The organism is Chryseobacterium formosense, from assembly GCF_900116415.1.
GTDB lineage: Bacteria > Bacteroidota > Bacteroidia > Flavobacteriales > Weeksellaceae > Chryseobacterium > Chryseobacterium formosense.
Genome location: NZ_FPAP01000001.1, coordinates 1,064,946 through 1,091,749 on the forward strand (window position 1 = coordinate 1,064,946; position 26,804 = coordinate 1,091,749).

Consider the following 26,804-nt stretch of genomic DNA (forward strand, 5'->3'; position numbering starts at 1 on the left):
TTTGCAACGTTTATTTTTTATTCTGATAGACTCTTACATAATCAATGTAATATTTCTGAGGGAAAATAGAATCATCAATTCCTTCTTTTCCGCCCCAAAATCCACCGACCGCTAAATTTAAAATGATGAAATATGGTTGATCAAAAGGCCAAGATTCATAGGTTTTCTCTTTATTTTCATAGGTGAAAAACTTTTGATCATCAATGTAAACATCAATTTTTTCAGGTGTCCAATCCGCTTTATAGACATGAAATTTTTCGCTTGCATCTTTCATGATCAACGTATCAGTTTTCTGAGTTCCGATAATATGATTGTACTTTTTAGTATGAACCGAAGCATGAATATAACCTTGATTAAAACCAACGTGTTCCATGATATCCAATTCCCCATCGTCCGGCCATTTCTTCATATTTTCGCTCATCATCCAGATGGCAGGCCATGTTCCGCGACCTTTCGGAAGCTTTGCACGAACTTCAACCGTTCCATATTGAAAGGAAAATTTCCCTCTGGTTAAAAGCCTTGCAGAAGTATATTTGTTCTTTTCCCAGTTTTCTTTTTTAGCTTCAATGACTAAATTTCCGTTTTCAACTCTTGCATTTTCCAAACGGTTTTTGGTATAAAACTGAGCTTCATTGTTACCGTAACCATCACCTCCGACGTCATAATTCCATTTTGTGGAATCTGGTAAACCATTTCCATTAAATTCATCATTCCAGATTAATTTTCTGCTGGAATCAGGCTTGTTTGAAGCACAATTTGAAGCAGAAAAAGCTAAAGCTCCTCCGACTAAAATGGTAATGATATGTTGGAATTTTATGTTCAAAGTTTTATTCAGTTTAATTTATTTTCAAAGTTTGTCATTCTGATGAAGGAAGAATCTCAAATCCGTTTTAATAGATTCTTCTATACGCTGCGCTTCTTTCAGAATGACAAACAATGCTTTCTATTAATGCTCTTATAAAAAACGTTCAGTCTTTTACCACCAAAAGCGGGTTTTATCCCGCTCTCAGTTTCGTAAACTAATATTTATTTTAACCAATTGATTCTTTTTGTCTGAACATTTTGAGAATCGGTTCCTACCATAATATCAAATTCTCCGGATTCCCAATCATAGTTTAATGCATCATCGTAGAATTTTAAATTTTCCGGAGTCAACGTAAAGTTTACGGTTTTACTTTCTCCTTTTTTGATGAACACTTTTTGGAAATTTTTCAATTCTTTCACAGGTCTTACCACTTTTCCGAACAAATCTCTGATGTATAACTGCACCACTTCCTCCCCATCATAATTTCCGGTGTTGGAAACATTTACACTGATATTTAAAGTCTGATTTCCTTTAAGGTTTGTTGAACTTAAATTCATATCAGAATATTTAAACTGAGTATAACTTAAACCATACCCAAACGGGAATTTCGGATCATTATCCAAATCGATGTAAGCGGAAACGTAATTTCTGTCTGTATTGTTTTTCGCTGGTCTTCCTGTATTGTAATGATTGTAATACACAGGAATCTGCCCTTCCGTTCTAGGGAATGTTATTGGAAGTTTTCCACCCGGATTTACTGTTCCGAAAAGAACATCCGCGATCGAATTTCCAGCTTCCGTTCCCAACCACCAAGTGTAAACAATCGTCGGAATATTGTCTGCAGCCCAGTCAAAAACCAAAGGTCTTCCTGCGTTGATCATTAAAACAATCGGTTTTCTGGTTTTTGCAATTTCTTTTAATAAATCTTCCTGAACTCCCGTGAAACGCAGATTACTTCTACTTTTCGCCTCACCGCTCATGGCGTGCCCTTCGCCTAAAGTCATGATGACAACGTCTGCTTTTTTTGCCGTTTCTACAGCTTCTGCAAACATCGATTTATCCTGATCATCAACGTTTGCGCCTTTTGCATAGAGTAAAGTTGAGTTTTTGTCTAATTGATTTTTAATTCCATCAAATTGGGTTACAATTCTTTGATTGTCATCTTTAAATGCAACCGACCAAAAACCGTGATTAGCAGTGGTTTCTTTTCCGAAAGGCCCGATCAATGCAATCGTTTTTATAGTTTTTGAAAGCGGAAGAATATTCTTTTGATTCTTCAGTAAAACAATACTTTTTGAACCAAATTCTCTTCCGAATTTTCTATTTTCCTGATTGTTTAACTGTTCTTTCTGCCTTTTTTCATTACTAAATCTGTAAGGATCATCAAATAATCCCATCTCGAATTTTTTAATTAAAATTCTTCTTGCCGCATCATCAATCAACTTCGGATCAACCTTTCCTTCCTGAACCAACTTTGGAAGTTCAGCCATATAAGCACGACTTTCCATATCCATATCGCTTCCTGCAATGATTGCTTTTTCGGCAGCTTCTTTATTGTCTTTTGCGTACCCGTGAGGAACCATTTCGCCGATACTTCCCCAATCTGAAACCACAAAACCTTGATAGTTCCATTTGTCTTTTAATAAATCTCTTAAAATATATTTGTTTGCCGTTGCCGGAATTCCGTTGATATCATTAAAAGAGTTCATGAAAGTTGCAACTCCCGCTTCTGCAGCTGCTTTGAACGGAGGAAGATAAGTTTCGTTCAATTGTCTTAAACTCATGTCAACAGAATTGTAATCTCTTCCGCCAACTGCCGCTCCGTATGCTGCGAAATGCTTTGCACAAGCCATAATAGCATCAATATTTCCAAGTCCCTTCCCCTGAAAACCTTTGATTCTTGCCAAACCGATTTGTGTTCCCAAGTAAGTATCTTCACCCGAACCTTCCATCACTCTACCCCATCTCGGATCTCTGGCAACGTCAACCATTGGAGCAAAAGTCCAGTGGATTCCGTAGGCTGAGGCTTCTGTTGCGGCGATTCTTTCAGATTTTTCAATTAAACCTAAATCCCAGCTTGCAGCCTGTCCAAGATTTACAGGAAAAGTTGTTCTGTATCCGTGAATAACGTCCTGACCGAATAACAAAGGAATTTTTAACCTTGACTGCAAAGCTAATTTTTGAAAAGCACGTGTTTCTTCTGCTCCTGCTACATTCAGCATGGAACCTACTTTGCCTTGCTTTATTTCATTTAAAACATTTGCAGAGTTGGAATTCTGAGGACCTGTCGCATATTCAAATCCGCTGTATTGAACAAGCTGCCCTACTTTTTCTTCTAAAGTCATTTTCGACAATAATTCAGAAACTTTCTGATCGATTGTCTTTTGTCCAAAAGAATTGAAACCAAATACTGTAAATGCTAGTATGAAATAAAGCTTTTTCATTGTAATTTAATTTTGCTCTAACTTTAAATTTTAACGCAAAGTCCGCAAAGATTTTTTTTGAAAATTATACTGTTGATTTTTTTAAGTTCGCAAAGGTGTTTGACTATGTCGAATCTTCGATTTCACTTAACAAAGAACACAGAGTTTTCATTCTCAAAACATCTAAATGTGTCATTTAAAATTTAAAAAACATAAGTTGCAACCGAACTTGCTGTAATGTTTACAGGAGCTGTTTTGTTGTTATATTTAATATTAAAATTTTCATCTGTCTTGCTGTAATTCTGAACTATTAAAACCGTTTTTCCTTCAGAGGTTTTAAAGGCCACTGTAGACAGGTTATCCGTCTGCGTTGAAGATATTCTCTGAGAATTGGCAGGAACAAATTTTGATGCGTGAGCGATAATATAATACCCTACATTTCTCGTAAAATTCTCTTTATCTGAAACCGTAATTGCACCTTTACATTCTGTACAACCTCCGGGAGTATGGGGTTTAAATTCAGTGTCGTTGGCAAGATTCCATTCTAAAGCGATTTTGCTCCAATTTCTCATAGAACCAATCACAACATTTTTGGTATGCCAGTTTAAATCTTCATTGAAAGTACCTTTTGCACCCGTCCATTGCTCTGTGAAATATAAATTTTTATTAGGGTGTGCATTATGAACTGTACTTAAAGCTGAAATATCACCTTCGTATAAATGAAAAGCTGAACCATCGATATATTGGTTTGCTTCACCATCATTTAAAATATTGATGGCATATTCTGGCTTATTGCAATTGTGATCGTAAACGACAATTTTAGTTTTAATATTATTTGACTTAAAAATTGGTCCTAAACTTTGCTTGATAAAATCTCTCTGCTGATCAGAAACCATCAACAAACTAGGATTATTTCCCGGATGTAACGGTTCGTTTTGAGGAGTAATTGCATCAATGGTTATTCCTTCTTTCTGCATTCCCTGAATATATTTGACAAAATATTTTGCATAAGCATCATAAAATTCAGGCTTAAGACTTCCCCCAACTGATTTCCCATTATCTTTCATCCAAACCGGTGGCGACCAAGGCGCTGCAATGATCTTGATTTTCGGATTGATGGCTAAAATTTCTTTTAACATCGCAATTAAATCCTTATCTCTCGCCAAACTGAATTTTGATAAACTTGGATCAGTTTGACCTTGAGGCAAATCGTCATAAGAAAAAACTTCGCCATCCAAATCAGATGCGCCAATGCTTAATCTTAAATAACTGATGGAAATCGAATTTTCATCTTTCCCGAAAAGTTCGTTCAACAAAGCTTTTCTTTTTGTTGATGAAAGACGATTGATTACTTCAACACTTCCGCCCGTTAATGTATAACCGAAACCGTCAACATATTGAAATTTTTGAGTGTCGTCAATTTCAATATTCTGAAAGTTGTTGGATGTATTTACAAAAACTAAAGGTAATTGTTGCTGTAATTTTACGCTCTCATCTCCTTTCGTCAACCAGGATTGAACCTGATCTTTCGTATTTATTGTCGATTTACAAGACGTTAAAGATAAAAGTACCACACCGCTAAATAGCAGTGCAGTACTCTTTAAAAAGAAACTATATGATTTTTTATTGAACATATTTAATATCCAGGATTTTGGGTTAAGTTAGGGTTGTTATCAAGTTGAGTTTGTGGTATAGGCCACAATAATCTGTTTTGGTTCAAATTATTTACATATGGTAATAAGTTACCAGCTGCATTCCTTTGTTGAGAAAGTATTTCAATTGCTTTTCCTGTTCGTTTCAAATCAAACCAACGGTGACCTTCGAATGCTAATTCTAACTTTCTTTCTTTAAGAATCTTATTAATTCCGTCATCAGTATTAGCAATTGTAATAGGTGTTAAACTTGAACTCGCTCTTGCTCTCACTTGGTTCACCAGCGCTGCAGCATCTGTGAAATTACCTTGACGAACCAAAGCTTCCGCTCTGATTAATAATAAATCGGCATATCTCATCACATAAAAATTCTGACTACCATCCGTTTTTCTTAATTTATACATAAAAGGAAAACTTGAACTTGGCCAAAAGTTATCTGACCAATCAACGGTGGTAGGAGAAACCCAAATACTTGAATTTTTTCTAACCAAGTCGTTTTCTATATTAAAAGTATTTATAAGATCATAAGAAGGAGTATTGAATTTTTTCCAGTCTGTACCAAAAAACATAGATGATCCCCAAGCCCAGATAGTTCCAGTATTTCCATTGGATTCAAAAATTGATTCTGCATTGGCTTCATGAGCTCCATCAAATAAATGGTCGTAATTGGGAAGCAAAGAATATCCTTGCCCCATTAACTGCGATGTATAATCTAAGACTTTTGCATAATCTGGATTGGGTTTTGTCGCATATACTTTCGCCAATAGAGCCATAGCTAAACCTTTTGTAGCTCTATATTTATTTGAACTCGCAGGAGCATTCGCAATAGCTCCTTCCAAATCTGAGATGATTTGAGCATAAACTTCATTCACAGGTTTTCTTGCAGGATAAACTTGACTGTAAACTTCATCGAAATTATCTGCATTTACTCCAACAACTGCTTTTGTTACTAAAGGAAAATCGCCCCACAATTGTACGCCGTGGAAATTGTACATTGCTCGCATAATCGCAGCTTCAGCTTTCATTTCCGCTTTTCGAGAATTTGAAAGTGCAGGATCCGAAATATTATCTACGTAATTTAGGACTTTATTACAATTATTGATAAATCTGAACAAATAATTCCAGTCTCTGTTAACGTTTGAATTGGTTGCGATAATTCTGTATTCATCAATTTGAAAATTTTGAATATTATCACTTCCTGCATGAGCTACATCCGTTTGCGCATCACCATTAAAAAAATAATCTAACTGCCAGTATTCGTTACCCAAATCTGTGTAGATAACAGTCATCAAACCTTCCGCTTGATCCGCTTTTGTGTAGGGAGTATCATTATTCGGCACTGCTCTATCAGTAAGTGGCTCCGTATCCAAATAATCACTACAAGAAGTTGTTCCTAGAGTTAAAGTTGCTCCAAGTAGAAAATAGTATATTGTTTTATTAATTTTCATGAGAATTTAAATTAAAAATTAGCTTTAAGACCGAAAATAAAAGTTCTTACCTGAGGATAAGTTCCGTAGTCAACACCTGAAACACCATTTGTTGTATTGAATGCATTTACTTCAGGATCAAAACCTGTATAATCTGTCCAAGTTAGTAGATTTTGTCCCGTAATATAGAGATTTATCTTACTTACACCTTTGAAGGGACTTAAGAAATTATAGCCAAGTGTAGCACTCTTAATTTTAAGGAAAGAACCATTTTCCACAAATCTATCAGATACATACTGCGAAGTTGGAGAATTAGCCCTTGGTGTATTTGTAATTTGTCCAGGAGTAGTCCATCTGTCTAAGACCGCTGTAGATTGATTTTTAAAATCATTCATCATTTCAAGATCAAATCTTGAAGCATTGTAAATTTCACCTCCGTAAGATCCGGTCACCAAAACATCTAAATACCAGTTTTTATATGAAAAATTATTGCTGAAACCAAAACTGAAGTCCGGATTTGGATTTCCTATTATTGTTCTGTCATTGGGGTCAAAAATTCCATTTCCATTATTATCTTTGTATACCAAATCACCTGTTTGAGAATCGACATGACTCACTTGATAACCGTAAAAAGAACTTATTGCCTGACCAGGTGTAAATCTTACTAAATTAGCTCCAACCGTTTCAATATTTGCTACATCAATGTTTGGTCTATAATTTAAATCTAATACCTTATTTTTTGTAAATGAAATATTGAAATTTGTGCTCCAATTAAAGTTTTCTCCTTTGAAATTCTGCGTGTTTAGAGCAAATTCTAAACCTTTGTTTTCCATGCTGCCAATATTCTTAAGAATGTTTCCGATACCAGCACTTTCGAATGAAATAGGAACAATTAAGTCCTTGGTTTTTCTTTTGTAAGCATCTATGCTCAATTTAATTCTATTGTTTAAGAAGCCAAAATCTAAACCTATGTTTGCATCCGTAGTTGTTTCCCAACCCAAGTCACTACTATCCCACTGATAACTGTACCAGACACCATCTGGACCTACACGTGAATTTCTTTCAAGGTTATAATGAGAATATGGAGGAATTCCTGAAGCATTACCACTTTGTCCCCATCCTCCTCTCAATTTTAATTCGGATAAGATTTTATTGTCAGCTAAGAAATCTTCATTAGATACAGTCCACGCTGCTGAAACTCCAGGGAAGAATCCCCATTTATTTCCGGGAGCTAAAGCTGAACTTCCGTTATATCTGAAAACTCCCATAATAGTATACTTGTTATCATAGGTGTACAGAGCTCTTCCGAAGAATGATAATTCTCTCAAATGTTCTTTTACAAGACTTTCACGCTTATTATCAATTACTGTATTATAATCAAAGAAAGTTGTGCCTTCAGGAAAGTTGTTTCCTTCAAAATTATTCCATGAGTTTCTCTTTTCATGGATCTGATTTCCACCTAATAAAGCTAAATCATGAACTCCTGATTTTATAGTATAAGTTAAGGTGTTTTCAATATTTAAATCCTGATAAGTCGATAAATATTTGCCTCCAATACCTTTTTGCTGTCTTCCGTAACTCGTCTGGTAACCATCAGTAAACTGATCATTTGTTACATCTATAAAATCAAACGAAACTGTTGGCTTCCAAACTAAGTTTTTAAGAATGTTTACTTCTAAGCCTAAATTGCTTAAAAAACGCTGTGTACGAGTCTCGTTTTGTCTTGACTGATAAGCCACAGGGTTTTCCCAAGAAGACTGGAATGGGTTTAAAGCAAATTGTCCGTCTTTATAACCATCTAAGTAATTTCCTGCAGTATCTTTGTCTCTTATCGCAAGCTGACTGCCGTAAATAGGAAGAAAAGCTGGTGTATTCAACGCACTTAAAATAACTCCTCCTCTTGAAGTACCAAGATTATCATTGGTGTTTTTTAATCCGGTATTAATATAATTAAAATTCGCCGTAAGTTTGATCCAGGGAGCTATTTTAGCGTCTAAATTTGCTTTTGCCGAAACTCTGTCGAATCTTGCAGGATCAATTATCCCGTCGATTCCCTGATAACCCAAAGCAGTGTATGCTCTTACATTTTCGTTACCGAAAGAATAATTAACATTATAGTTCTGATCAAAACCTGTTCTAAATACTTCGTCTCTCCAATTGGTATTAATACCTTCATATCTTGGATTGTTAATGGTTGTTAAGTAAGAAGGATTAATTTCCGCCATTAACGTTTTATACTGATCTAGATTTAAAACATCAATATTATTAACGGTTTTAGACATACCCCAGTAAGCATTGAAACCTAACTGCGGTTTGTTTGCTTTCCCTCTTTTTGTAGTAACAATCACTACTCCTGAAGAACCATTAATACCATAAATTGCAGCAGAAGTTGCATCCTTCAGAATTGTCATATCGGTAATATCGTCAGGATTAATTCCACTAATATCAAACGTCTGAATTCCATCAACAACATATAAAGGGTTTACACTCGAAGAAATAGAGTTGTTACCCCTGATTTTTACATCAATTGCAGCTCCCGGTTTTCCTGAAGACTGAATGACGTTGACTCCGGCTGCATTACCTTGTAATGCCTGACCGACGTTGTAAATCGGTCTGTCATCAAAAGTTTCAGACTTCACTGTAGAAACGGCACTGGTAAGGTTTGATTTTTTAACGGATCCGTAACCAATTACAACCACTTCCTCAATTTTCTGTTCTTTCTGAACAGTGTCTTTCGGCGCTGTTTGTGCATGGAAATTTGCCGTAAAGTAAAGCGCTGCAACCAGCCCGATACTTCTTGATATTTTTACATTCATATACAGTTTGTTTTTTAATTCTCAAATTGAGACAATAAAAATATATTTTTTTTTGAACATTTAACATTTATTTAATAATTATTTTAATATTTCCTGTATTTTTGGGACTTTAAAGCCTATCAAATCAGGCAAAACAAAGTAAAAAATTCAATTCTTAGCTAAAAATTTATCCCCAAAATGAATCTCAAGCAGCCCAATATTTCTCTTCCGTTGAAGCTAACTTTCCTTATTTTCTCAATGGTTTTGAATTGCATGGGCATCATTATCATTCAGCTTTCACAGGAAAATATCACTTATGATAAGTTAGGTTTTTTAGAATCATTTAAGGATATTCCCATTGCTTTTATTTCACTTTTTGCAGTAAATTTCATCAGCAGATTCGGAACAAAAAAATCACTCGTTTTTTCGCTTTTGTTTGTTGCCATCTGTTCACTTATTCTTCCATTTGTAAAAGTATTCTGGTTTTATAAACTTTGGTTTGCGATAATCGGGACTTGTTTTGCACTAGGAAAAATTTGTGTTTACGGAATTATCCGGAATAATATGATCGAAGAAAAATCTCTTGCCAAAACCATGAACAGTGTGGAAGCTTCTTTCATGATCGGAATTTTTGTGGTCAATACAGGTTTTGGGTGGCTTATTTCAAGTAAATATGGTGAATTCTGGAAATTCGGGTTTATATTTATATCACTGATTTCATTTTTTACGGTGTATCTTTTTTCAAAACTAAAAATATCCGAACCGGAAAATAAAAATACCCGGTTGCTTCCCGACTTATCAGGCTTCGGAAAAACATCGGTTGTCGTATTTTTTGCGGTAATCTTTTTTATTGTTTTTACAGAACAGAGTTTCAACTCCTGGTTACCAGCTTTTTATAAAGATCATTTGAAGGTAAACTCATTTTTTGCATTGCAGGCTTCCTCATTTTTAGCCCTGTTTTCTTATGCCGGAAGAACGATCACATCTAAAATCATACAGAGATTTTCTTTAGGTAAATATTTTATAACTTGTCTACTTCTTACCATTTCCCTACTCATCATTATATCAATCATTCAATTTTATTTTTCGGATGATGCGAAGGTTCTTTTGTATCTTTTCCCGGTAATCGGCTTGTTTCTTTCACCTCTTTATCCGGTGATCAATGCAAAAATGATTGCTAAAATTGATAGAGAAAAAATTAATACCTTCACCTCACTCATTGTAATTTTCTCTTCATTGGGAAGTTCACTCAGTTCAATTACCATATCGATATTATTTGAAAGACAGTTACTTAGTTACTATTCTGTGTACATTTTAAGTGCTGTTGTCGTTATTTTTATACTTGCATTTGCTTATTTTAGATTAAGCGCTAATAAAATTTAAAAAATAATTTTATTTTTATCCCATGAAAACGGATCACAATAAAAACTTAGAATCATTAAAGGAACTCATTGACAGTAAGGATCTTATCCCTAATATCTCAGTAGACTGTACCATTTTCGGTTTCCACGACAATATCCTTAAAGTCTTATTATTGAAGTACCACGATATGGATTTGTATTCTCTTCCCGGTGGTTTTGTTTTCATAGATGAAGATCTTAGAGAAGCCGCAGATCGTGTTTTATATGAAAGAACCCATCTTAAAGGTTTGTTTCTGGAACAGTTTCATACTTTTGGAAGGCTCGACAGAACAAAGAATAACGTTCACAAAACTTTAATTAATAACAAAGGCCTTGAGGTTCCTTCTGATCACTGGATTTTGCAAAGATTTATCACAGTCGGTTATTGCAGCCTGATCGATTTTTCGATGGCAAATACTTTTCCGGATGCTTTTAATGAATCTTGCGCTTGGTTTGAAGTAAATAAACTTCCACAAATGGCTTTCGACCATGACAGAGTCATTTCTGAAGGATTGCAATATCTCAGAAAAAACATTGATACTCAGATTGCTGCAAGTAATCTTTTGCCTGAAAAATTCACCATGAAAGATCTTCAGTCATTATACGAGACAATTTTAGGGGAAAAATTCAGAAGGAATAATTTTCAGCGTAAAATATTAAGCACCAATTCTTTAGAAAGAATGGAAAAACTTTACGACGGTTCTGCCAACAAAGCGCCTTATCTGTATAAATTTATCAAAGAATAGCCTTTTTTCTCATTTTTAAAGTTTTTTTTTCAGGGTTCCGAAAAAATCTTACTTTTAGAAAAATTAAATTACATGTCATATTATCCTCTTACCAGCATTCCCGATTACTACGGAATTGATGCTTTATTAACCGAAGAACACAAACTAATTCGCCAGTCTGTAAGAGATTGGGTAGAAAGTTTTGTAATGCCGAAAATAGATGAAGCCGCTCAAAATCATACCGATTTGCCGAATCTGATGAAAGAATTGGGTAAAATCGGAGCTTTGGGACCATACATTCCTGAGGAATATGGTGGTTCTGGTTTAGATCAGATTTCGTATGGTTTAATTATGCAGGAATTGGAAAGAGGAGATTCAGCAGTACGTTCTGCGGCTTCTGTGCAAAGTTCTTTGGTGATGTTCCCGATTAATGAATTCGGTTCTGAAGAGCAGAAAAGAAAATATTTACCAAAATTAGCTTCAGGAGAAATGATCGGATCTTTCGGTCTTACTGAGCCTAATCATGGTTCCGACCCAAGCTCTATGGAGACTTATTTTAAAGATATGGGAGATCATTATCTTTTAAATGGTGCTAAAATGTGGATTACCAATTCTCCATTGTGCGATATTGCAGTAATTTGGGCTAAAAATGAAGAGGGAAAAGTGCAGGGACTGATCGTTGAAAGAGGAATGGAAGGTTTCACAACTCCGGAAACACACAATAAATGGAGCTTGAGAGCATCTAAAACCGGTGAATTGGTTTTCAATGATGTGAAGGTTCCAAAAGAAAACTTATTACCCAATGTTACAGGCTTGAAAGGACCTTTATCATGTTTAAATTCTGCAAGATACGGAATTTCGTGGGGTGTAATTGGCGCAGCGATTGATTGTTATTGTACTGCTGTTCAGTATTCTAAAGAAAGAAAACAATTCGGAAAACCAATTGGTTCATATCAGTTACAGCAGAAAAAATTAGCTGAATTTTTAACGGAAATCACTAAAGCTCAGTTACTTTGTTTACAGTTAGGAAACCTGAAGAATGACCACAAGGCAAGTCCGGCTCAGATTTCTATGGCGAAAAGAAATAATGTAAAGATGGCAATTGATATTGCAAGAGAATCACGACAGATTCTTGGCGGGATGGGAATCATGGGAGAATTCCCGATGATGCGTCACGCTGCCAATTTAGAATCGGTAATTACTTATGAAGGAACACATGATGTTCACTTGTTGATTACAGGTCTTGACATTACAGGAATTAACGCTTTTTAAATAACTCAATTCAAACCTGACAGATTTTTGAAACCTGTCAGGTTTATAATTTTAGCTAGCATTGTACGTTTTTACATTTTCAAGGAAACTTATTTCAGGATTTAAAATTTCAAGAATTAAATTTTGGATTGAAACCATTGCATCATCGAGATTCCCCTGAGCAAATTCAAGTGACACTACCCCTTTTTTAGCATCTGCAAAACTCCAGATTCCTGTTTCTACAGGATAACCCCAAAATTCGGGCAAACTTTGAACTACATATTGATACAAACAAAGCTGCATTGCCTGTTTTCGATCGCTATTCTGAAAGTAATCCGATTTGTTGAGCTCATCAATTTTTACCGTCAGATTTTTAGTTTTTGCTGTTTTATAATCAATAATTCGAATCGTTCCGTTGAGCTTATCAATTCGATCGATGAATCCAAAGAAAGATACCTTGTCAGATTTTTCATCATTAAGGTAAAAATCTACACTTTCAAAACGTCTTTCAATATCAATGATCTCTAAAGAGTTTCCGTTTTTAATCAATTCAAGATCATGATTAAGAATATTCTCAGTCACTTTTTTGGCAATTGCCCGATGAATGTAATTCATCCCTTTCTGATAGAATTCCGGTTGGTGTTTCAACTTTTCGATAGCAACATCTATAAATTGATCTATTTGTTTAATTGAATCCTGTAAATCATTTAATTTTAAAACTTTACCTTTTAATACTTCATAAATCTCTTGAAGGGTGAAATGCACTAAATTTCCGTAATTTCTGATGGATAATTCTTCTTCAATTTCATCAGCTTCAGAAGTATTTAATATTTTAGAAAGATAAAAATCAACCGGATTATACAGATAACTCGTCAAATGCGAAGCCGAAACTTTCTCTTTCCATTTCAAGAGCTGTTGCTGAACAATATCCGTTTTGAATATTTCGATGGGCTGGCTCAAAATTGGTTCAGAAGAATTCTCGACAATGATATGTTCGATCTGATGTGAACTTTCCATTTCAATTTGGGTGATAAATCTACTTTTTTCTCCTGTATTTACCCCCGAACTTAAAGCATTAAAAAGCAAATGAACATTCTTTGCATCCTGAATCAAACGATAGAAATGATAGGCATAAATACTGTCATTTTCCAGGAAAGTGTGCAGATCAAAATGTCTGCGAATATCAAAAGGAATATAGGTGTTTTGTGAATTTCCTAGAGGTAATTTGCCTTCATTTACCGACAGAAGAATTACGTTTTCAAAATTTAAAAGACGGGTTTCCAGCAATCCCATTACCTGAAGCCCTTTCAAAGGTTCTCCCTGAAAATCGATACTTTCTGAATTGATATGCTGGTTGATCAGAATTTCAAGCGTTTCCATCTTTATATCAAAACCATAAGGCGTGATCTGATTTTTGATGATTCTGAATGCATTTTCAAAATGAGAAACGTTTTCATATTGAATATCATCAAGCTCAAGCCATTTTATTTTACGGCAAAACTCAATAAGATCATCCAAAAAACGATATCCAGATTGTGCTTTTTGGAGAAGATTGAAATAAGATAAATTTTCTAAAAGTTCCCGAAAAAGCTTTTGAGAGATATAAACAATGTTCCTCTCCTCTATTTTAGACTTAAATTCATTAATGGTTTTTTCGTCTTCATCAGATTTAGGAAGTTCTTCAAGAATCGGAAAAACATCGCGATAATAGTATGAACTTTTGCTTTTTTCAAGCTGTTTCTGAAGATAAAAAAGTTGTTTTACCGCATTTGAAAATGAAAGATTTTTCAACGGAAAACCCATTGTAATGTTTAGATTTTCAACAGCATGCATGACATCGAGACTTGCAGGCAAAAGATTTTCATCTAATAAAACTACTGCGGTATTGGTAAATGTTTTATTATCAATTTTTTCAAATAATTCTGGTAGAATTTTGGTTTGGGTAACATTCCCTGAAACTTCGTAAACCCTGATGTTTTTAGGTTGATTAAAATCATCCTCAATCCAATTGAAAGCTCTGCTGTCATTGAATTCCTTCCATGTTTTATGATTTCTAAGGAATTTCCCGGCTTCTTGTCTTTCATCATCAAAATAATATTTATCTGCCTGAAAAAAACATTGTGCTTTATCCCATTGCAAAAGATTTCGCACTAATTTTTCTTCAACTGGTGTAAATGCATTAAAACCACAAAAAACAAAATTCTCGGTATTATTTTTAGCAAATTGTTCGATTTTAGCTTTTGCAGATTCATGAATCATTCCGGGAGTTGCCCAGTTTTTTTCTTTTAATTTCTTTTTTAAAACCGGAAGAAAAACATTCATGTTCCGCCAGAAATTCAGGAATTTTTTCCTTGGAACTTCATCATCACCCAAATCCTGTGCCCATTCTTTGATCCGCTCTTCATCAAACATATACTGCAGAACGGCTTCATCTGAATCTGAAAACTTCAGAATATCATCCCAATCTTTCTGAAGTGTCGGAAACCATTTTAAAAATTCAGAAAAATCATCATTAGGAATGAGGTTTAAACTTTTATAAACATCGTACGCAAAAAGCCAGAGAGAAATCCCCTGAATGGTTTGTTGGTCAACAATGTTAACAATAAGTTCTTCAATCGTGTAAAAAGTCGGAAGAAATCCCGAATAGTTGTTTTCTTCCAGAATCTGACGAATGAAAACGATGGGTCTTTTCCCGGGAAGAACAATATTAAATTGCGATAAATCAGAATTCTGAATTATTAATTCATTGATGATTTTGTTTAGAAATTTCAAATTTTCTGGTAGTTTTTTAGTTTTTCGAGCTCTTCGCTTATTAACATATTGTATTCTGCCTGTTTTTCTTTATTCATTCCGTGCTCTGTAACCCGGTCATAAGCAGCCTGAAAATTTTTATATTCTGAAGAAATTTTAGCGTAAATCGTCTTGAAAAGTTTATTGTAATCCGCAGTCGTTTTTATTTTTTCCGAAACTTCTTTTCTCAGTTTTCTTGCATGAATTTCAGCAATATCGAAATGTTTCTGCTCATGAAGAAGCACATAATCATTGATTCTCTTATCGTCCTTCCAGGATTTATCTTCGTTAAAAACAGTTTCAATGGTCATTTTTACAGGAATTTTAGGATCGCTTGAAGTAATTACAGAATATTCCCAACCGCAATGCGTGTATGCTACGACTGTTGAACCACCTAAATTGTTGCGTTTGCTTTTAAAATTATCCCAAACCAACTTCTGATCTTCACTCCAGTAAATTTTCTGAGCAGATAATCCGCTAAAAATCAATAAGAAAACGATTAAAAAAAACTTCATTATTCCACTACAATTGTTTTTGTGATCCAGCTATTATCTCCGTTCCAGAATTTGAAAGTGTATGTTCCCACTTTTTGAGGTCTGAAATTAATCTGATTCGCTCCGGTATAAATTGCCTGTGTACACGGACCGTTTGTTGTAAACTGATAGGCTGTAATATCCCTTTCAAGATCCGACAAGTGAACGTAGTCGTAACCGTAAAAACCTTTGCATCCCGATGAATAGGTTGAATACGTTCTGATACTCTGAACCGAAAAAACATCCATTGTATCGTTCACTATTTTCACACTGTCGATTTTCACCTTATCAACAGATTCGATCGTCTGATAATCGTCATCATCTTTACATGAAGTAAATGAGATACCAAAAATTATAGCAGCAAGACTTATTTTCAAAAGAGATTTCATGATACAGGATTTGATTAAATTCTAATTAAAATTAACAAAAATTATTCTTTATTAACGTCAAATTATGAATTAAAATTGCCTTTTGATAAATAAACTACCTTTTTAGTATCAAAAAATTCTTCATCAAAATAGTTTTTAAGGTTATAGAGTTCACATTTCAAGCCTGCTAATTCTTCGGCAAGATCTCCTCCTTTCAGATAAAGAACACCGTTATGCTTAGAATTTATTTGCTCTTTTTCAAATTTTCCTTTCAGCCATCTTAAGAATTCCGGCATTTGCGTAACAGCACGACTTACTACAAAATGAAACTTTTCTTTTACTTTTTCAGCTCTTCCGTGAATTGCAGTAACATTCGTTAAACCAACTCCTTCTGCAACAGCACTTACCACTGTAATTTTTTTGCCAATAGAATCTATTAAGGTAAATTCAGTTTCAGGAAACAAAATTGCCAAAGGAATTCCCGGGAAACCACCACCAGTTCCTACATCTAAAACTTTTGTTCCGGGAGCAAATTCCATGATTTTTGCAATTCCTAAAGAATGAAGAATGTGTTTTTCATATAGAGATTCCATGTCTTTTCTGGAAATAACGTTGATCTTTTCGTTCCATTCACCATAAAGGCTTTCAAGCTTTGTAAACTGCTCAATTTGTTTTTCTGTAAGATCCGGGAAATATTTTTGGATAATTGATATCGACATAAAGTTATTGTAAAGAGCAAAAATAAGTTTTATTCACATTTTATTCAAATTAAGTTTTTATATATATTTGTTAAAAAGACAAAAACAGTATATGGATAAACTTTCAGACAGAGTAAAAAGATTAGGCTACTCTCAGACTTTCGTGATGTCTAACAAAGCTAGAGAAATGAAAGCCAGCGGAATAGATGTAATAAGTTTAACGCTTGGCGAACCTGACTTTGACGTTCCCGACAATATAAAACAGGCGGCATTTGATGCAATTAATGAAAATTACAGCCACTACTCTCCTGTTCCGGGATTTTTGGAACTTCGGCAAGCTATTTCTGAAAAATTAAAAAGAGACAATCAGTTAGACTATAAACCGACACAAATTTGTGTTTCTAATGGTGCGAAACAGGCCATCATTAATGTTTTGGCAGCAATTGTTAACGACGGAGACGAGGTAATTCTTCCGACACCTTATTGGGTAAGCTATGATGAGATGGTAAAAATGATGGGCGGAAATTCTGTGATGCTTCCGACTTCTTATGTTACTGATTTTAAAATTACTGCAGAGCAGCTTGAAGGGGCTATTAATGATAAAACAAAAGCAATCCTTTTCAGCTCACCTTGTAATCCTTCAGGCGGATATTATACGTATGATGAATTGAAATCTTTAGCTAAAGTTATAGCTAAATATCCTCATGTTACGGTAATTTCTGATGAAATCTATGAGTACATTAATTACGAAACAAAAACAACTTCGATTGCACAGTTTTCTGAAATTTATGAGCAAACCGCTGTTATCAACGGGATGTCTAAAGCTTTCGCAATGACGGGCTGGAGAATCGGTTATTCTGCTTGTCCCGAATGGTTGGCAAAAGCTTGTGAAAAAGTACAGGGACAAATGACGAGCGGCGCCAATACTGTTGCTCAAAGAGCTTCGATTGTTGCTTTGAAAACCGATCCTTCAGAATATAAATACATGATTGATGCTTTCAAAATAAGAAGAGATTTGGTATTTGATTTAATGAAAGATATTCCAGGATTTAAAGTTCTTTTGCCTAAAGCAGCATTTTACTTTTTCCCTGATATTTCTTATTACATAGGAAAAACCTTAAACGGAACAGAAATAAAGGATGCTGATGATTTCGCCATGTTTATTTTAGAAAATGCTCATGTAGGTTGTGTTGGAGGCGTTTCATTCGGAAGTCCGGAATGTATTAGATTTTCGTATGCAGCGTCTGAAAATGATTTAAGAGAAGCGATGAGAAGAATCAAACATCTTTTGGAAAATTTAAACTAAATTACATATTTCCCGATAAAATATAATAAAAAGGCTCTTTAAACGGAGCTTTTTTCAGTATTTAAGTTTAAAAACAATTATAGATTTTATTTATCAATAATTGTAATATCAATAGATAAAACTATGTATATTTGCAAAGTAAAATTTTAAATCAAAAATAGAAAATTATGTCTTTAGTAGGAAAAAAATTCCCAAATGTAACGGTAGACGCAATGTCTGAAATGGGTGATGATTTAAAAATCAACATCTTGGAAGAAGCTACAAACAATCAGCAAAAAGTTCTTTTGTTCTGGTATCCGAAAGATTTCACTTTCGTTTGCCCGACTGAGCTTCACGCTTTCCAGGAAGCTTTAGGTGAGTTCGAAAAAAGAAACACTAAAGTAATCGGTGCTTCTTGTGATACAAACGAGGTACACTTCGCTTGGTTGAACGTATCAAAAGATAACGGTGGTATCGAAGGGGTTACGTACCCACTTTTAGCTGACACACACAGACAATTGGCAAACCTTTTAGGAATTGTGGATCAGGATTTCGAATACAATGAAGAAGGTGAAGAAGTTTTCACAGGTTCAAACGTAACTTACAGAGCGACTTATCTTATCGACGAAACAGGAAAAATTTTCCACGAGTCTGTAAACGATATGCCTCTTGGTAGAAACGTAAAAGAATATTTAAGATTAATCGACGCTTACACTCACGTTCAGAAGCATGGTGAAGTTTGCCCTGCGAACTGGGAAGAAGGTAAAGAAGCGATGAAAGCCGACAGAACTTCTACTGCTGAGTATTTAGCGAAGAACTAATACAATGTGGTAATTTGAAAATGAGATAATTTGAAAATTAATCACATGATTACTTTAAGGATTATCTCATTTTCTATTTCTAAGAACAGGTTTAAGTTTTATTATTTTAAATTCTATATGATTAACTTTTAGTTTTTCTCAATCAATTTTTAATATAATTCTCACTGATTTTGCTGATTGAGCAGATTTATTTCAATGTTTTTAATCTGTTAAATCTCTACAATATAGAGAGACTATAAATTTAAACATACTCTAAGCATTTTCAAATTAATCAATTTCCAAATTTTCAAATTAAAATTATGTATACAGAATTAACAGAAGATACGCTACAAAATATTGTAAGCGACAATGAAAAAGTGGTTGTACAATACGGAGCAACATGGTGCGGAAACTGCAGAATCATGAAGCCTAAATTCAAAAAACTGGCATCAGAAAACGACAGTATTCCTTTCCTTTATATAGATGCAGAAAAATTACCTGAAAGCAGAAAATTAGCTAAAGTTGATAATTTACCTACTTTTGCGATCTTCAAAAATGGAGAATTGGTGAATCAGGTGCAGTCTAATCAGGCAGAAAGTTTAATTAATTTATTTAATGAATTGTAATTATGAATTCGTATCACACGAATCCATATGACAAACAAAAAAAATACAGAAATCACATATGAAATTGCCAGTTATCAGACAGTTTTACCAAAATCAGACTCCTGAAAACCTTGAAAAAACGTTAGAAGTTTTGGAAAGCTTCACCGAGTTCAGAGGAACTACGGAAGAAGATTTGAATGTTGCAGGAGAAATAATCACAAATATTTGTGGTGCTCTTGAAGTTCATGCTAATGTACAAAACGGAATGAGTGAAAAAGATGCTTTAAACTCATTTGCGCAAAAGGTTTTAGGATCGATTGACAAATAATTTAAACGCTAAGATCACAAATATTTTTCACAAATTTTCACGAGTATAATTATTGAAAATTGTGTTATTTGTGAAGAAATTAGTGCCGCTTGTGTTTAAACAAACCAAAAATAAAATCCCGATGAAAAGACATCAGGATTTTTTGGGTTTATAAAGTTTTGAAAGATTTTTATAATTCAAAACTCATAATCTATAACTTTAAAATTAGCTTCTTCTGCTCATTAAAATTCTTAAAATATACCAGAACAAAAGCATAATTGATGCAAACAGCTGTAAAGAAGCCCCGACATATTGGTTGGTTGTATATCCTTCTTTAAGTTTGCTTGTTTGATATAAAATCGTTGCAGAAGCCAAAATTACCATTCCTACGGAGAACCAAAGTCCAAGATTGAATCCGAAGATTGCTCCGCCTACAATAAGTCCTAAAGCAATAAAACCTCCGATTACAATAATATTTCTGAGGAATGAAAAATCTCTTTTAGAAGTAAATGCTACTGCAGAAATCCCTGCAAACATAGCGATCGTAAGTGTTGCCGCCTGAAGAATTACAACGGTTCCCGCATTGGCTACGGCAATATAGATTAACGGAAGGAAAATCACAGCTTCCAGTAAAACATAAAAAGCCAATCCAAAATATTGGGTAGATTTACTTTGAGCCAAAGACCATTTGGTTGCTAGAAAAGAAGCCAGCCAGAATACACCGATTACCAATAGCCAAGTATATTTCTGAGCGAACATTAATCCGATTACTTCCGGTGGTACAACATTCAGTAAAACCGTTTCAACACCAATAAATGCGAGAATAGCAAAAGCTACATGCAAATACGTTTTCTTGTAAAATTCAGCCTTTTCTACATCCGAAGAGTGCGAGACTAAAACATCTGTCATCATAGTTATTTTATTTAAAATTCTAAAATCTTTTATTTTCTAATTTCATAAGGTTTAATTCCTAATATTTTCCCGTCTGGTTCGAATACGGCAGTAATAATTTCCTTGGGTTCTGCTGCCTTGTCATCAGAATATTTATATTGAATCATCGGAAAACTGCTGCCATCAATTAATGGTTTGTAACCCGTTTTTACAATTTCAAAAGTTTTATTGGTGTCGATATCTGTCGACAATTTTTTGTAGACAACATCCGTTACCATTTTTTTTGCCTTATCCGACAATAAAGCGTCCATAGCTGCACGGTCAGAAGCTTTCAGAGCGGCAATAAATTTCAGGAACTTTTCATGATAAAGATCCTTTTCTTTTTTGCTTAAACTTAAAGCATCATTTTTATTTTCGATGGTATTCTTCTTGTTTTCAGACTTTGCTTCTGTCTTTTTTTGTGAAATAAAAAATTGAACAGATAAAACCGCAAGAATTAAAAATATTTTTCTCATCCTATTTTAATTGTTTTGAATAAACAATAAACGAAATTGTGCGCTACTTATTCTTTTAAATATAATTATTTGCTGTAATCAGGTTTTACACCAAGAATTTTCCCATCGTTTTCGAAAATTACCGTAATCAGATCTCTCGGCGGATTTTGTTTGTCGTCTTCATATTTATATTGAATCGCAGGGTAAGTTTGGTTATCAATCAATTTTTGGTAACCAGACAGATAAACTTCTGTTTTTCTGTCAAAACTAATTCCTCCCGAAAGTGTCTGGATCATTTTTTCATTAACCAGATTCTTTACTTTTTCTGAAATTAAACCCGAAACCGCATTTTTATCTGATGCTTTCAGTGCAGAGACAAATTTTGAAAACGACTGATTATAGAGTTCGATTTTATCTTTAGCAATCGGAGTAGCAACATCCATCGCCGGATTCTGAATTTCTACTTTAGTAACATTCTGCGCCATTGCAAACGATACTGCAAATAGACTCAAAACCAAGAACAACTTTTTCATAATAAAACAGATTTGAAATTTTGGTAAAACTAATGTAAGCTAAAAAAATTAAATAACCTCCAAAAACTTCATCGTATCAACATTGTCTGCATAAGTGTTTAATGAAGGATTTTGAGCTTCTCCAAAAGGAATAGATCCGATGCCTAATTCATCTTTTGCAACAATGCATTGAATGTTTTCTTCATTTTCTTCAATAAAATTTTTCACTTCGTCCAAAGATGAATATCTGCTGAAATTAATTACAGAAAGCGGGCTGAACAATTTCTCATCTTCCTTAAGCATCACAAAATTATTGTCCCAGAATTTATCCTGATTCAGAAGATAAACCGCCCTGTTGTAATCGTAATTATTGGCATACTTATTATGATTGATGATTTCTTTGAAATCTAAGAAACTCTCAAATAATCTGTCGATTAGAAAATCTTCAGGAATGAAAACTCTGGTCACATTTCTGCAGCCTAACCCAAAATATTGGAAAATATCGTTCGCAAGGAGTTTTAGATCATCTTCTTTTTCATCACCTTTTAAAACAGCAACGGAAGTCCTGTTTTTTCTGATGATACTTAAATGATTTTTAAAATAATATTCTAAATATCTTGCAGTGTTATTGCTTCCTGTGGCAATTACGGCATCAAAATTCACCAATTTCTCAACAAATTCAAACTTAATCTCTTCATCAGAAAATTCTTTCCATTTTTTTAATAAAAAAGGAATCATTAATCGATCTTTTGATGATAATTTGATGAGAGGAATGTGATTGCTTAAGATCACTGAGATTACATCATGCAGCCCAACCAATGGAATATTTCCGGCAAGAATTAATCCTACTTTTTTTGATATTTTTGATGGTGAATATTCTGTCAGCCAATTATTTATATTATCAACAATCAGTAATTCAGACCATTGTTTTAAAGCAAATTTCTGATTATCAATTGTAAACCAAGGATTTTCAATTTCAGATCTTTTCAATACCTGCTCAAATTCTACATCAATTTCGCTATAATCTTCAGAATTTCTTGTTAAAAAATCTTTTATATAACCACTTAATTCATTTAGTCCTAAAACTGCTTTTTCGATATTCATAATTACTTTAAAATTGGGGAATATTTTGTAATTTTGTGCAAATTTAAAAAAAATTAGCGATGGCTATTAAAATAACTGATGAATGCATTAACTGCGGGGCTTGTGAACCCGAATGTCCAAACAATGCAATTTATGAAGGAGCAGTAGACTGGAAAGCATCCGACGGTACAGAACTTTCGGGAACTGTAACTTTACCTTCTGGTCTTACTGTGGATGCAAATGCGCCGCAGGAGCCTGTAAGTGATGATGTTTATTTTATTGTAACAGATAAATGTACAGAGTGTAAGGGTTTTCATGAAGAGCCACAATGTGCTGCAGTTTGTCCTGTAGACTGCTGTGTTCCGGATGAAGATCATGTAGAATCTGATGAAGCACTGCTAAACAAAAAAGCATTCTTACACGGAGAATAACAACTACCGTCTCATGAATCATGAGGCGGTTTTTTATTTTTATTTTATATAAATCTCTTTAAAATACCAATGAAACCGCAGATTTTTTCTATCTTGAATAAAATTTGCAAAAAACAATAAGAAAGTTATGATTAAAAAGCACAATTTCAGCGCAGGACCTTGTATTTTACCACAGGAAGTATTCGAAAAATCTGCAGCAGCCATTTTAGATTTTAACGGAATGGGATTATCGATTCTTGAAATTTCCCACAGAAGCAAAGAATTTGTTGCAGTAATGGATGAAGCGCGCGCTATTGTAAAAAGGCTTATGAATCTTGGTGATGATTATGAAGTGCTTTATCTGGGTGGCGGAGCAAGTCTTCAGTTTGCAATGGTTCCTTATAATCTGATGAAAGTTGGCGGAAAAGCTGCTTACCTGGACACCGGAACCTGGGCTGCAGGAGCAATAAAAGAAGCAAAAAAAGTTGGAAGTGTAGATGTTGTTGGTACTTCAAAAGAAGAAAACTATTCTTTCATTCCTAAAGATTATAAAGTAGGTGCAGAATATGATTATTTCCACTGTACTTCAAACAATACGATCTACGGAACTCAGATGAAAACTTTCCCGGATGTAGAAACCATTATGGTTTGTGACATGAGTTCTGATATTTTCTCAAGACAATTGGATTTCTCAAAATTTGACTTGATTTATGCAGGAGCTCAGAAAAATATGGGACCTGCAGGCGTAACTTTAGTGGTTGTAAAGAAAGAGATTTTAGGTAAGACCGACAGAGAAAATATGTTCTCTATTTTAGATTACAATCAGCACATTTCTAAAGAATCAATGTACAATACTCCGCCTGTATTCCCGGTTTATGCATCTTTATTGACTTTACAGTATTTAGAGAAAAACGGAGGAATTGCAGCTGCAGAAGCAAGAAATGAAGCTAAGGCTAAATTGTTGTATGATGAAATTGATTCTAACCCGTTATTTGAAACTTTCTGTGTAAAAGAAGATCGTTCTCTGATGAATGTTTCTTTCAAACTCCTTGATGAAAGTAAAAAAGAAGAATTTGATGCGGCATGGAAAGCTGCAGGAATCAGCGGATTAAATGGTCACAGAAGCTTGGGCGGTTACAGAGCAAGTCTGTACAACGCTTTACCGATTGAAAGCGTACAGGTTTTGGTAGATGTAATGAAATCTTTAAAATAAGCAGTTGCCCTATTTAAAGTATTTAAGATTTATTTTTCATTATCTTAAAATTTCTTAATTTGCGCAACTATTTATTTTGTAAAAAAGTTCGCCTTAATTAAATATAATCATGAAGGTTTTAGCTAACGACGGAATTTCAAAAGCCGGAGAAATTACTTTAAAAGAAGCCGGAATAGAGGTGCTCGACAACAGGGTTGCTCAGGATCATGTTGCCAGTTTCATCAATGAAAATAATGTTGATGTTCTATTGGTAAGAAGTGCTACAAAGGTTAGGAAAGATCTGATTGATGCTTGTCCGAATCTTAAAATCGTCGGAAGAGGCGGCATAGGAATGGATAATATTGATGTAGATTATGCGATAGATAAAGGAATTTATATCATCAATACACCAACTGCTTCATCAAAGTCTGTAGCAGAATTGGTTTTTGCACATTTCTTTTCTTTAGCCAGATTTTTGCATGAATCAAACAGATTGATGCCATTGGAAGGAGAAACCCATTTCGATGCGATGAAAAAATCGTTCAGCAAAGCGTATGAACTTTCAGGGAAAACGTTGGGCGTGATCGGTTTCGGAAGTATTGGTCAGGAAGTCGTAAAAATGGGGATTTCTTTAGGAATGAAAGTGAAAGTTCTGACAAGAAAACCAAGAACAGAAACATTAACTTTAGAATTCTTCGATGGTCAAAAAGCCAATTTTGAAATCACATCTACCAACAATACGGATGATTTTTTAAAAGATGCTGAATTTATAAGTATTAATACTCCGCAAACCAGCGAATACATCATTGATACGCCACAGTTTGAAAAAATGAAAGACGGTGTTTATATCGTAAATACAGCAAGAGGCGGTGTCATTAATGAAGTGACTTTACTGGATTTTATAGAATCCGGAAAAGTTGCAGGAGCAGCACTTGATGTTTTTGAAAATGAGCCTAAACCGGAGCTTATATTGTTGATGAATCCGAACCTGTCTCTTACACCACATTTAGGAGGAAATACGGTAGATGCACAAGAAAAAATCGGTGTAGAGCTTGCCCAACAAATTATTGAAATTAAAAAGAAACTATAAACTATATATGCCAGTTTTTAAACCTTTCCGCGGAATCAGACCTCATAAAGATCATGAGTCTACATTTCCTACACATCCTTTAGATAATTTCACCCAGGCTGAAATTGCTGAAAAAGCGCAAAAAGAGAAAACTTACATCAATATGATTAAACCTTATGTTGTAAGCAAATCTAAAGATGTCGACAGGAATCTGAGGAAAATTCGTTCTACGTTTGAAGAGCTTCTTGAAGAAAATGTTTTGGTTCAGGATAGTTCAGCTTATTATCTTTACGAGCAGATTTACCCGAATAAGCAGGTTTTCAGGGGACTTTTAGGTCTTGCAAGCATTGAGGATTTCTGGGCAGGAAAAATCAAGAGACATGAAAGTACCATTCCTGAAAGAAAAGAAAAGCTGGCGCATTATCTTGATAAAGTAAATCTTCAGGCAGAACCTGTTTTGCTAACTTATCAATCAAATTCAAAAATTGAATTATTGATGAATCATGAGGAGAAAAATGTTCCGATCTTCAATCACGTTGATACGATCGGCATCAGACATAAAATCTGGAGAATTGATAACCGTTTGAAATTACAGCAGTTCAAGGAAGTGATAGACCAGATCGATTCTTTCTACATCGCTGATGGTCACCATAGAATAGGTTCCACAGCATTACACGCCAAACGTTTAAAAGATAAAAACAAAAGGCATAACGGAACAGAGGCATACAATTTCGTTTATAGCTTTATTGTTTCTAACCAATCTATCAAAATTCACGATTACAACAGAATTGTGAAAAGCATCGGTGATCTTACAACGGAAGAATTCCTGAATAGAATTGAAAAATACTTTTTAATCCACGAAAAAGGAGAAACACCTTACTACCCTTCTCAGAAATTCCATATTTCGATGTATCTGGATGGTAAATTCTATTCTCTTCACGTAAAACACGATCTTCGTTCCCAGGAAATGTCTTTAGACAATTTAGACCACCATCTTTTAGATAAATATATTGTAAAAGATATTCTGAATATTGAAGATTCTGACAGCTCTGATGAGATTTCCTACATCAAGGGAACTTCCAATATTGAAGGAATCAATTTATTAAAAGAAAAGGTAGACAGCGGAGAAGGAAAAGTAGGTTTCGGAATTTATCCTATAAGCTTTAATGATATGATTAAAATATCTGATTTAAAGCTGAGTATGCCTCCGAAATGCACATTCATTGAGCCAAAGCTGGTTACTGCATTATTAATGTACGATATGAAACAATAATTATCTATTTTTTCTT

The 26,804-nt window shown here is 34.3% G+C and carries 24 protein-coding genes; 11 read left to right on the forward strand and 13 right to left on the reverse strand.

Annotated elements, in window-relative coordinates:
* Positions 1 to 10: 10 nt before the first annotated feature.
* The 5 genes from BM371_RS05045 to BM371_RS05065 all read right to left on the reverse strand — a co-directional run bounded on the left by BM371_RS05045 (position 11) and on the right by BM371_RS05065 (position 9,123).
* Positions 11 to 823 (reverse strand): glycoside hydrolase family 16 protein, encoded by an 813-nt coding sequence (locus BM371_RS05045; protein WP_034676501.1) that lies wholly within the window; start codon positions 821 to 823, stop codon positions 11 to 13.
* 203 nt (positions 824 to 1,026) lie between these two features.
* Positions 1,027 to 3,249, reverse strand: coding sequence for a beta-glucosidase BglX (bglX, locus tag BM371_RS05050; RefSeq protein ID WP_034676503.1), 2,223 nt, complete (start codon positions 3,247 to 3,249; stop codon positions 1,027 to 1,029).
* 182 nt (positions 3,250 to 3,431) lie between these two features.
* A complete protein-coding gene (locus BM371_RS05055; RefSeq protein WP_034676505.1) occupies positions 3,432 to 4,862 on the reverse strand; it encodes a glycoside hydrolase family 30 protein in 1,431 nt (476 codons plus the stop codon).
* A 2-nt stretch (positions 4,863 to 4,864) separates the two neighbouring features.
* On the reverse strand, positions 4,865 to 6,328 hold the full coding sequence (locus BM371_RS05060) for a RagB/SusD family nutrient uptake outer membrane protein (RefSeq protein WP_034676507.1): 1,464 nt from the start codon (positions 6,326 to 6,328) through the stop codon (positions 4,865 to 4,867).
* A gap of 11 nt (positions 6,329 to 6,339) precedes the next feature.
* Positions 6,340 to 9,123, reverse strand: a complete 2,784-nt coding sequence (locus tag BM371_RS05065; protein ID WP_034676509.1) for a SusC/RagA family TonB-linked outer membrane protein — start codon at positions 9,121 to 9,123, stop codon at positions 6,340 to 6,342.
* A gap of 177 nt (positions 9,124 to 9,300) precedes the next feature.
* Here BM371_RS05065 and BM371_RS05070 point away from each other — a divergent pair, with 177 nt between their 5' ends.
* The 3 genes from BM371_RS05070 to BM371_RS05080 all read left to right on the forward strand — a co-directional run bounded on the left by BM371_RS05070 (position 9,301) and on the right by BM371_RS05080 (position 12,499).
* Positions 9,301 to 10,485, forward strand: coding sequence for an MFS transporter (locus tag BM371_RS05070; protein WP_034676511.1), 1,185 nt, complete (start codon positions 9,301 to 9,303; stop codon positions 10,483 to 10,485).
* 22 nt (positions 10,486 to 10,507) lie between these two features.
* The gene (locus BM371_RS05075; protein WP_034676513.1) at positions 10,508 to 11,248 is read left to right on the forward strand and encodes an NUDIX hydrolase; all 741 of its coding nucleotides are present in this window, start codon (positions 10,508 to 10,510) and stop codon (positions 11,246 to 11,248) included.
* A gap of 72 nt (positions 11,249 to 11,320) precedes the next feature.
* On the forward strand, positions 11,321 to 12,499 hold the full coding sequence (locus tag BM371_RS05080; RefSeq protein ID WP_034676515.1) for an acyl-CoA dehydrogenase family protein: 1,179 nt from the start codon (positions 11,321 to 11,323) through the stop codon (positions 12,497 to 12,499).
* A 51-nt stretch (positions 12,500 to 12,550) separates the two neighbouring features.
* On the opposite strand, the gene BM371_RS05085 is transcribed toward BM371_RS05080, so the two are convergent.
* The 4 genes from BM371_RS05085 to rsmG all read right to left on the reverse strand — a co-directional run bounded on the left by BM371_RS05085 (position 12,551) and on the right by rsmG (position 16,888).
* A complete protein-coding gene (locus BM371_RS05085; RefSeq protein ID WP_034676517.1) occupies positions 12,551 to 15,250 on the reverse strand; it encodes a PD-(D/E)XK nuclease family protein in 2,700 nt (899 codons plus the stop codon).
* Complete coding sequence (locus BM371_RS05090) at positions 15,247 to 15,783, reverse strand: DUF922 domain-containing protein (RefSeq protein ID WP_034676519.1); 537 nt, start codon at positions 15,781 to 15,783, stop codon at positions 15,247 to 15,249. The genes BM371_RS05085 and BM371_RS05090 overlap by 4 nt, the downstream gene beginning before the upstream one ends.
* Positions 15,783 to 16,190 carry a hypothetical protein gene (locus BM371_RS05095; protein ID WP_034676520.1) on the reverse strand — a complete coding sequence of 136 codons (408 nt, stop codon included), beginning with the start codon at positions 16,188 to 16,190 and terminating at the stop codon, positions 15,783 to 15,785. The genes BM371_RS05090 and BM371_RS05095 overlap by 1 nt, the downstream gene beginning before the upstream one ends.
* Before the next feature lie 62 nt (positions 16,191 to 16,252).
* Positions 16,253 to 16,888 carry a 16S rRNA (guanine(527)-N(7))-methyltransferase RsmG gene (gene rsmG / locus BM371_RS05100; protein WP_034676521.1) on the reverse strand — a complete coding sequence of 212 codons (636 nt, stop codon included), beginning with the start codon at positions 16,886 to 16,888 and terminating at the stop codon, positions 16,253 to 16,255.
* 91 nt (positions 16,889 to 16,979) lie between these two features.
* Between rsmG and BM371_RS05105 the strand changes: the two genes are divergently transcribed.
* The 4 genes from BM371_RS05105 (at position 16,980) to BM371_RS05120 (ending at position 19,885) form a co-directional block, all read left to right on the forward strand.
* Positions 16,980 to 18,173, forward strand: coding sequence for a pyridoxal phosphate-dependent aminotransferase (locus BM371_RS05105; RefSeq protein ID WP_034676523.1), 1,194 nt, complete (start codon positions 16,980 to 16,982; stop codon positions 18,171 to 18,173).
* A 167-nt stretch (positions 18,174 to 18,340) separates the two neighbouring features.
* On the forward strand, positions 18,341 to 18,973 hold the full coding sequence (locus BM371_RS05110) for a peroxiredoxin (RefSeq protein WP_034676525.1): 633 nt from the start codon (positions 18,341 to 18,343) through the stop codon (positions 18,971 to 18,973).
* Between the two features lie 299 nt (positions 18,974 to 19,272).
* Positions 19,273 to 19,578, forward strand: a complete 306-nt coding sequence (locus tag BM371_RS05115) for a thioredoxin family protein (protein ID WP_034676527.1) — start codon at positions 19,273 to 19,275, stop codon at positions 19,576 to 19,578.
* A 58-nt stretch (positions 19,579 to 19,636) separates the two neighbouring features.
* Positions 19,637 to 19,885, forward strand: a complete 249-nt coding sequence (locus BM371_RS05120; protein ID WP_034676529.1) for a DUF6952 family protein — start codon at positions 19,637 to 19,639, stop codon at positions 19,883 to 19,885.
* Between the two features lie 204 nt (positions 19,886 to 20,089).
* Here BM371_RS05120 and BM371_RS05125 read toward each other — a convergent pair whose 3' ends face one another.
* The 4 genes from BM371_RS05125 to BM371_RS05140 all read right to left on the reverse strand — a co-directional run bounded on the left by BM371_RS05125 (position 20,090) and on the right by BM371_RS05140 (position 22,865).
* Entirely contained in the window at positions 20,090 to 20,776 is a 687-nt protein-coding gene (locus BM371_RS05125) for a Bax inhibitor-1/YccA family protein (RefSeq protein WP_034676531.1), read from the reverse strand.
* 29 nt (positions 20,777 to 20,805) lie between these two features.
* Complete coding sequence (locus BM371_RS05130; protein WP_034676533.1) at positions 20,806 to 21,270, reverse strand: hypothetical protein; 465 nt, start codon at positions 21,268 to 21,270, stop codon at positions 20,806 to 20,808.
* Positions 21,271 to 21,335: 65 nt separating this feature from the next.
* On the reverse strand, positions 21,336 to 21,782 hold the full coding sequence (locus BM371_RS05135; RefSeq protein ID WP_034676535.1) for a hypothetical protein: 447 nt from the start codon (positions 21,780 to 21,782) through the stop codon (positions 21,336 to 21,338).
* Between the two features lie 48 nt (positions 21,783 to 21,830).
* On the reverse strand, positions 21,831 to 22,865 hold the full coding sequence (locus BM371_RS05140; RefSeq protein WP_034676537.1) for an acyl-CoA reductase: 1,035 nt from the start codon (positions 22,863 to 22,865) through the stop codon (positions 21,831 to 21,833).
* Positions 22,866 to 22,924: 59 nt separating this feature from the next.
* On the opposite strand from BM371_RS05140, the gene BM371_RS05145 reads away from it, so the two are divergent.
* The 4 genes from BM371_RS05145 to BM371_RS05160 all read left to right on the forward strand — a co-directional run bounded on the left by BM371_RS05145 (position 22,925) and on the right by BM371_RS05160 (position 26,788).
* Complete coding sequence (locus BM371_RS05145; protein ID WP_034676539.1) at positions 22,925 to 23,275, forward strand: 4Fe-4S binding protein; 351 nt, start codon at positions 22,925 to 22,927, stop codon at positions 23,273 to 23,275.
* 127 nt (positions 23,276 to 23,402) lie between these two features.
* Positions 23,403 to 24,467, forward strand: a complete 1,065-nt coding sequence (serC, locus tag BM371_RS05150; protein WP_034676541.1) for a 3-phosphoserine/phosphohydroxythreonine transaminase — start codon at positions 23,403 to 23,405, stop codon at positions 24,465 to 24,467.
* Positions 24,468 to 24,576: 109 nt separating this feature from the next.
* Positions 24,577 to 25,536, forward strand: coding sequence for a D-2-hydroxyacid dehydrogenase (locus BM371_RS05155; protein WP_034676543.1), 960 nt, complete (start codon positions 24,577 to 24,579; stop codon positions 25,534 to 25,536).
* Positions 25,537 to 25,543: 7 nt separating this feature from the next.
* The gene (locus BM371_RS05160; RefSeq protein WP_034676545.1) at positions 25,544 to 26,788 is read left to right on the forward strand and encodes a DUF1015 domain-containing protein; all 1,245 of its coding nucleotides are present in this window, start codon (positions 25,544 to 25,546) and stop codon (positions 26,786 to 26,788) included.
* The last annotated feature ends 16 nt before the right edge of the window (positions 26,789 to 26,804 follow it).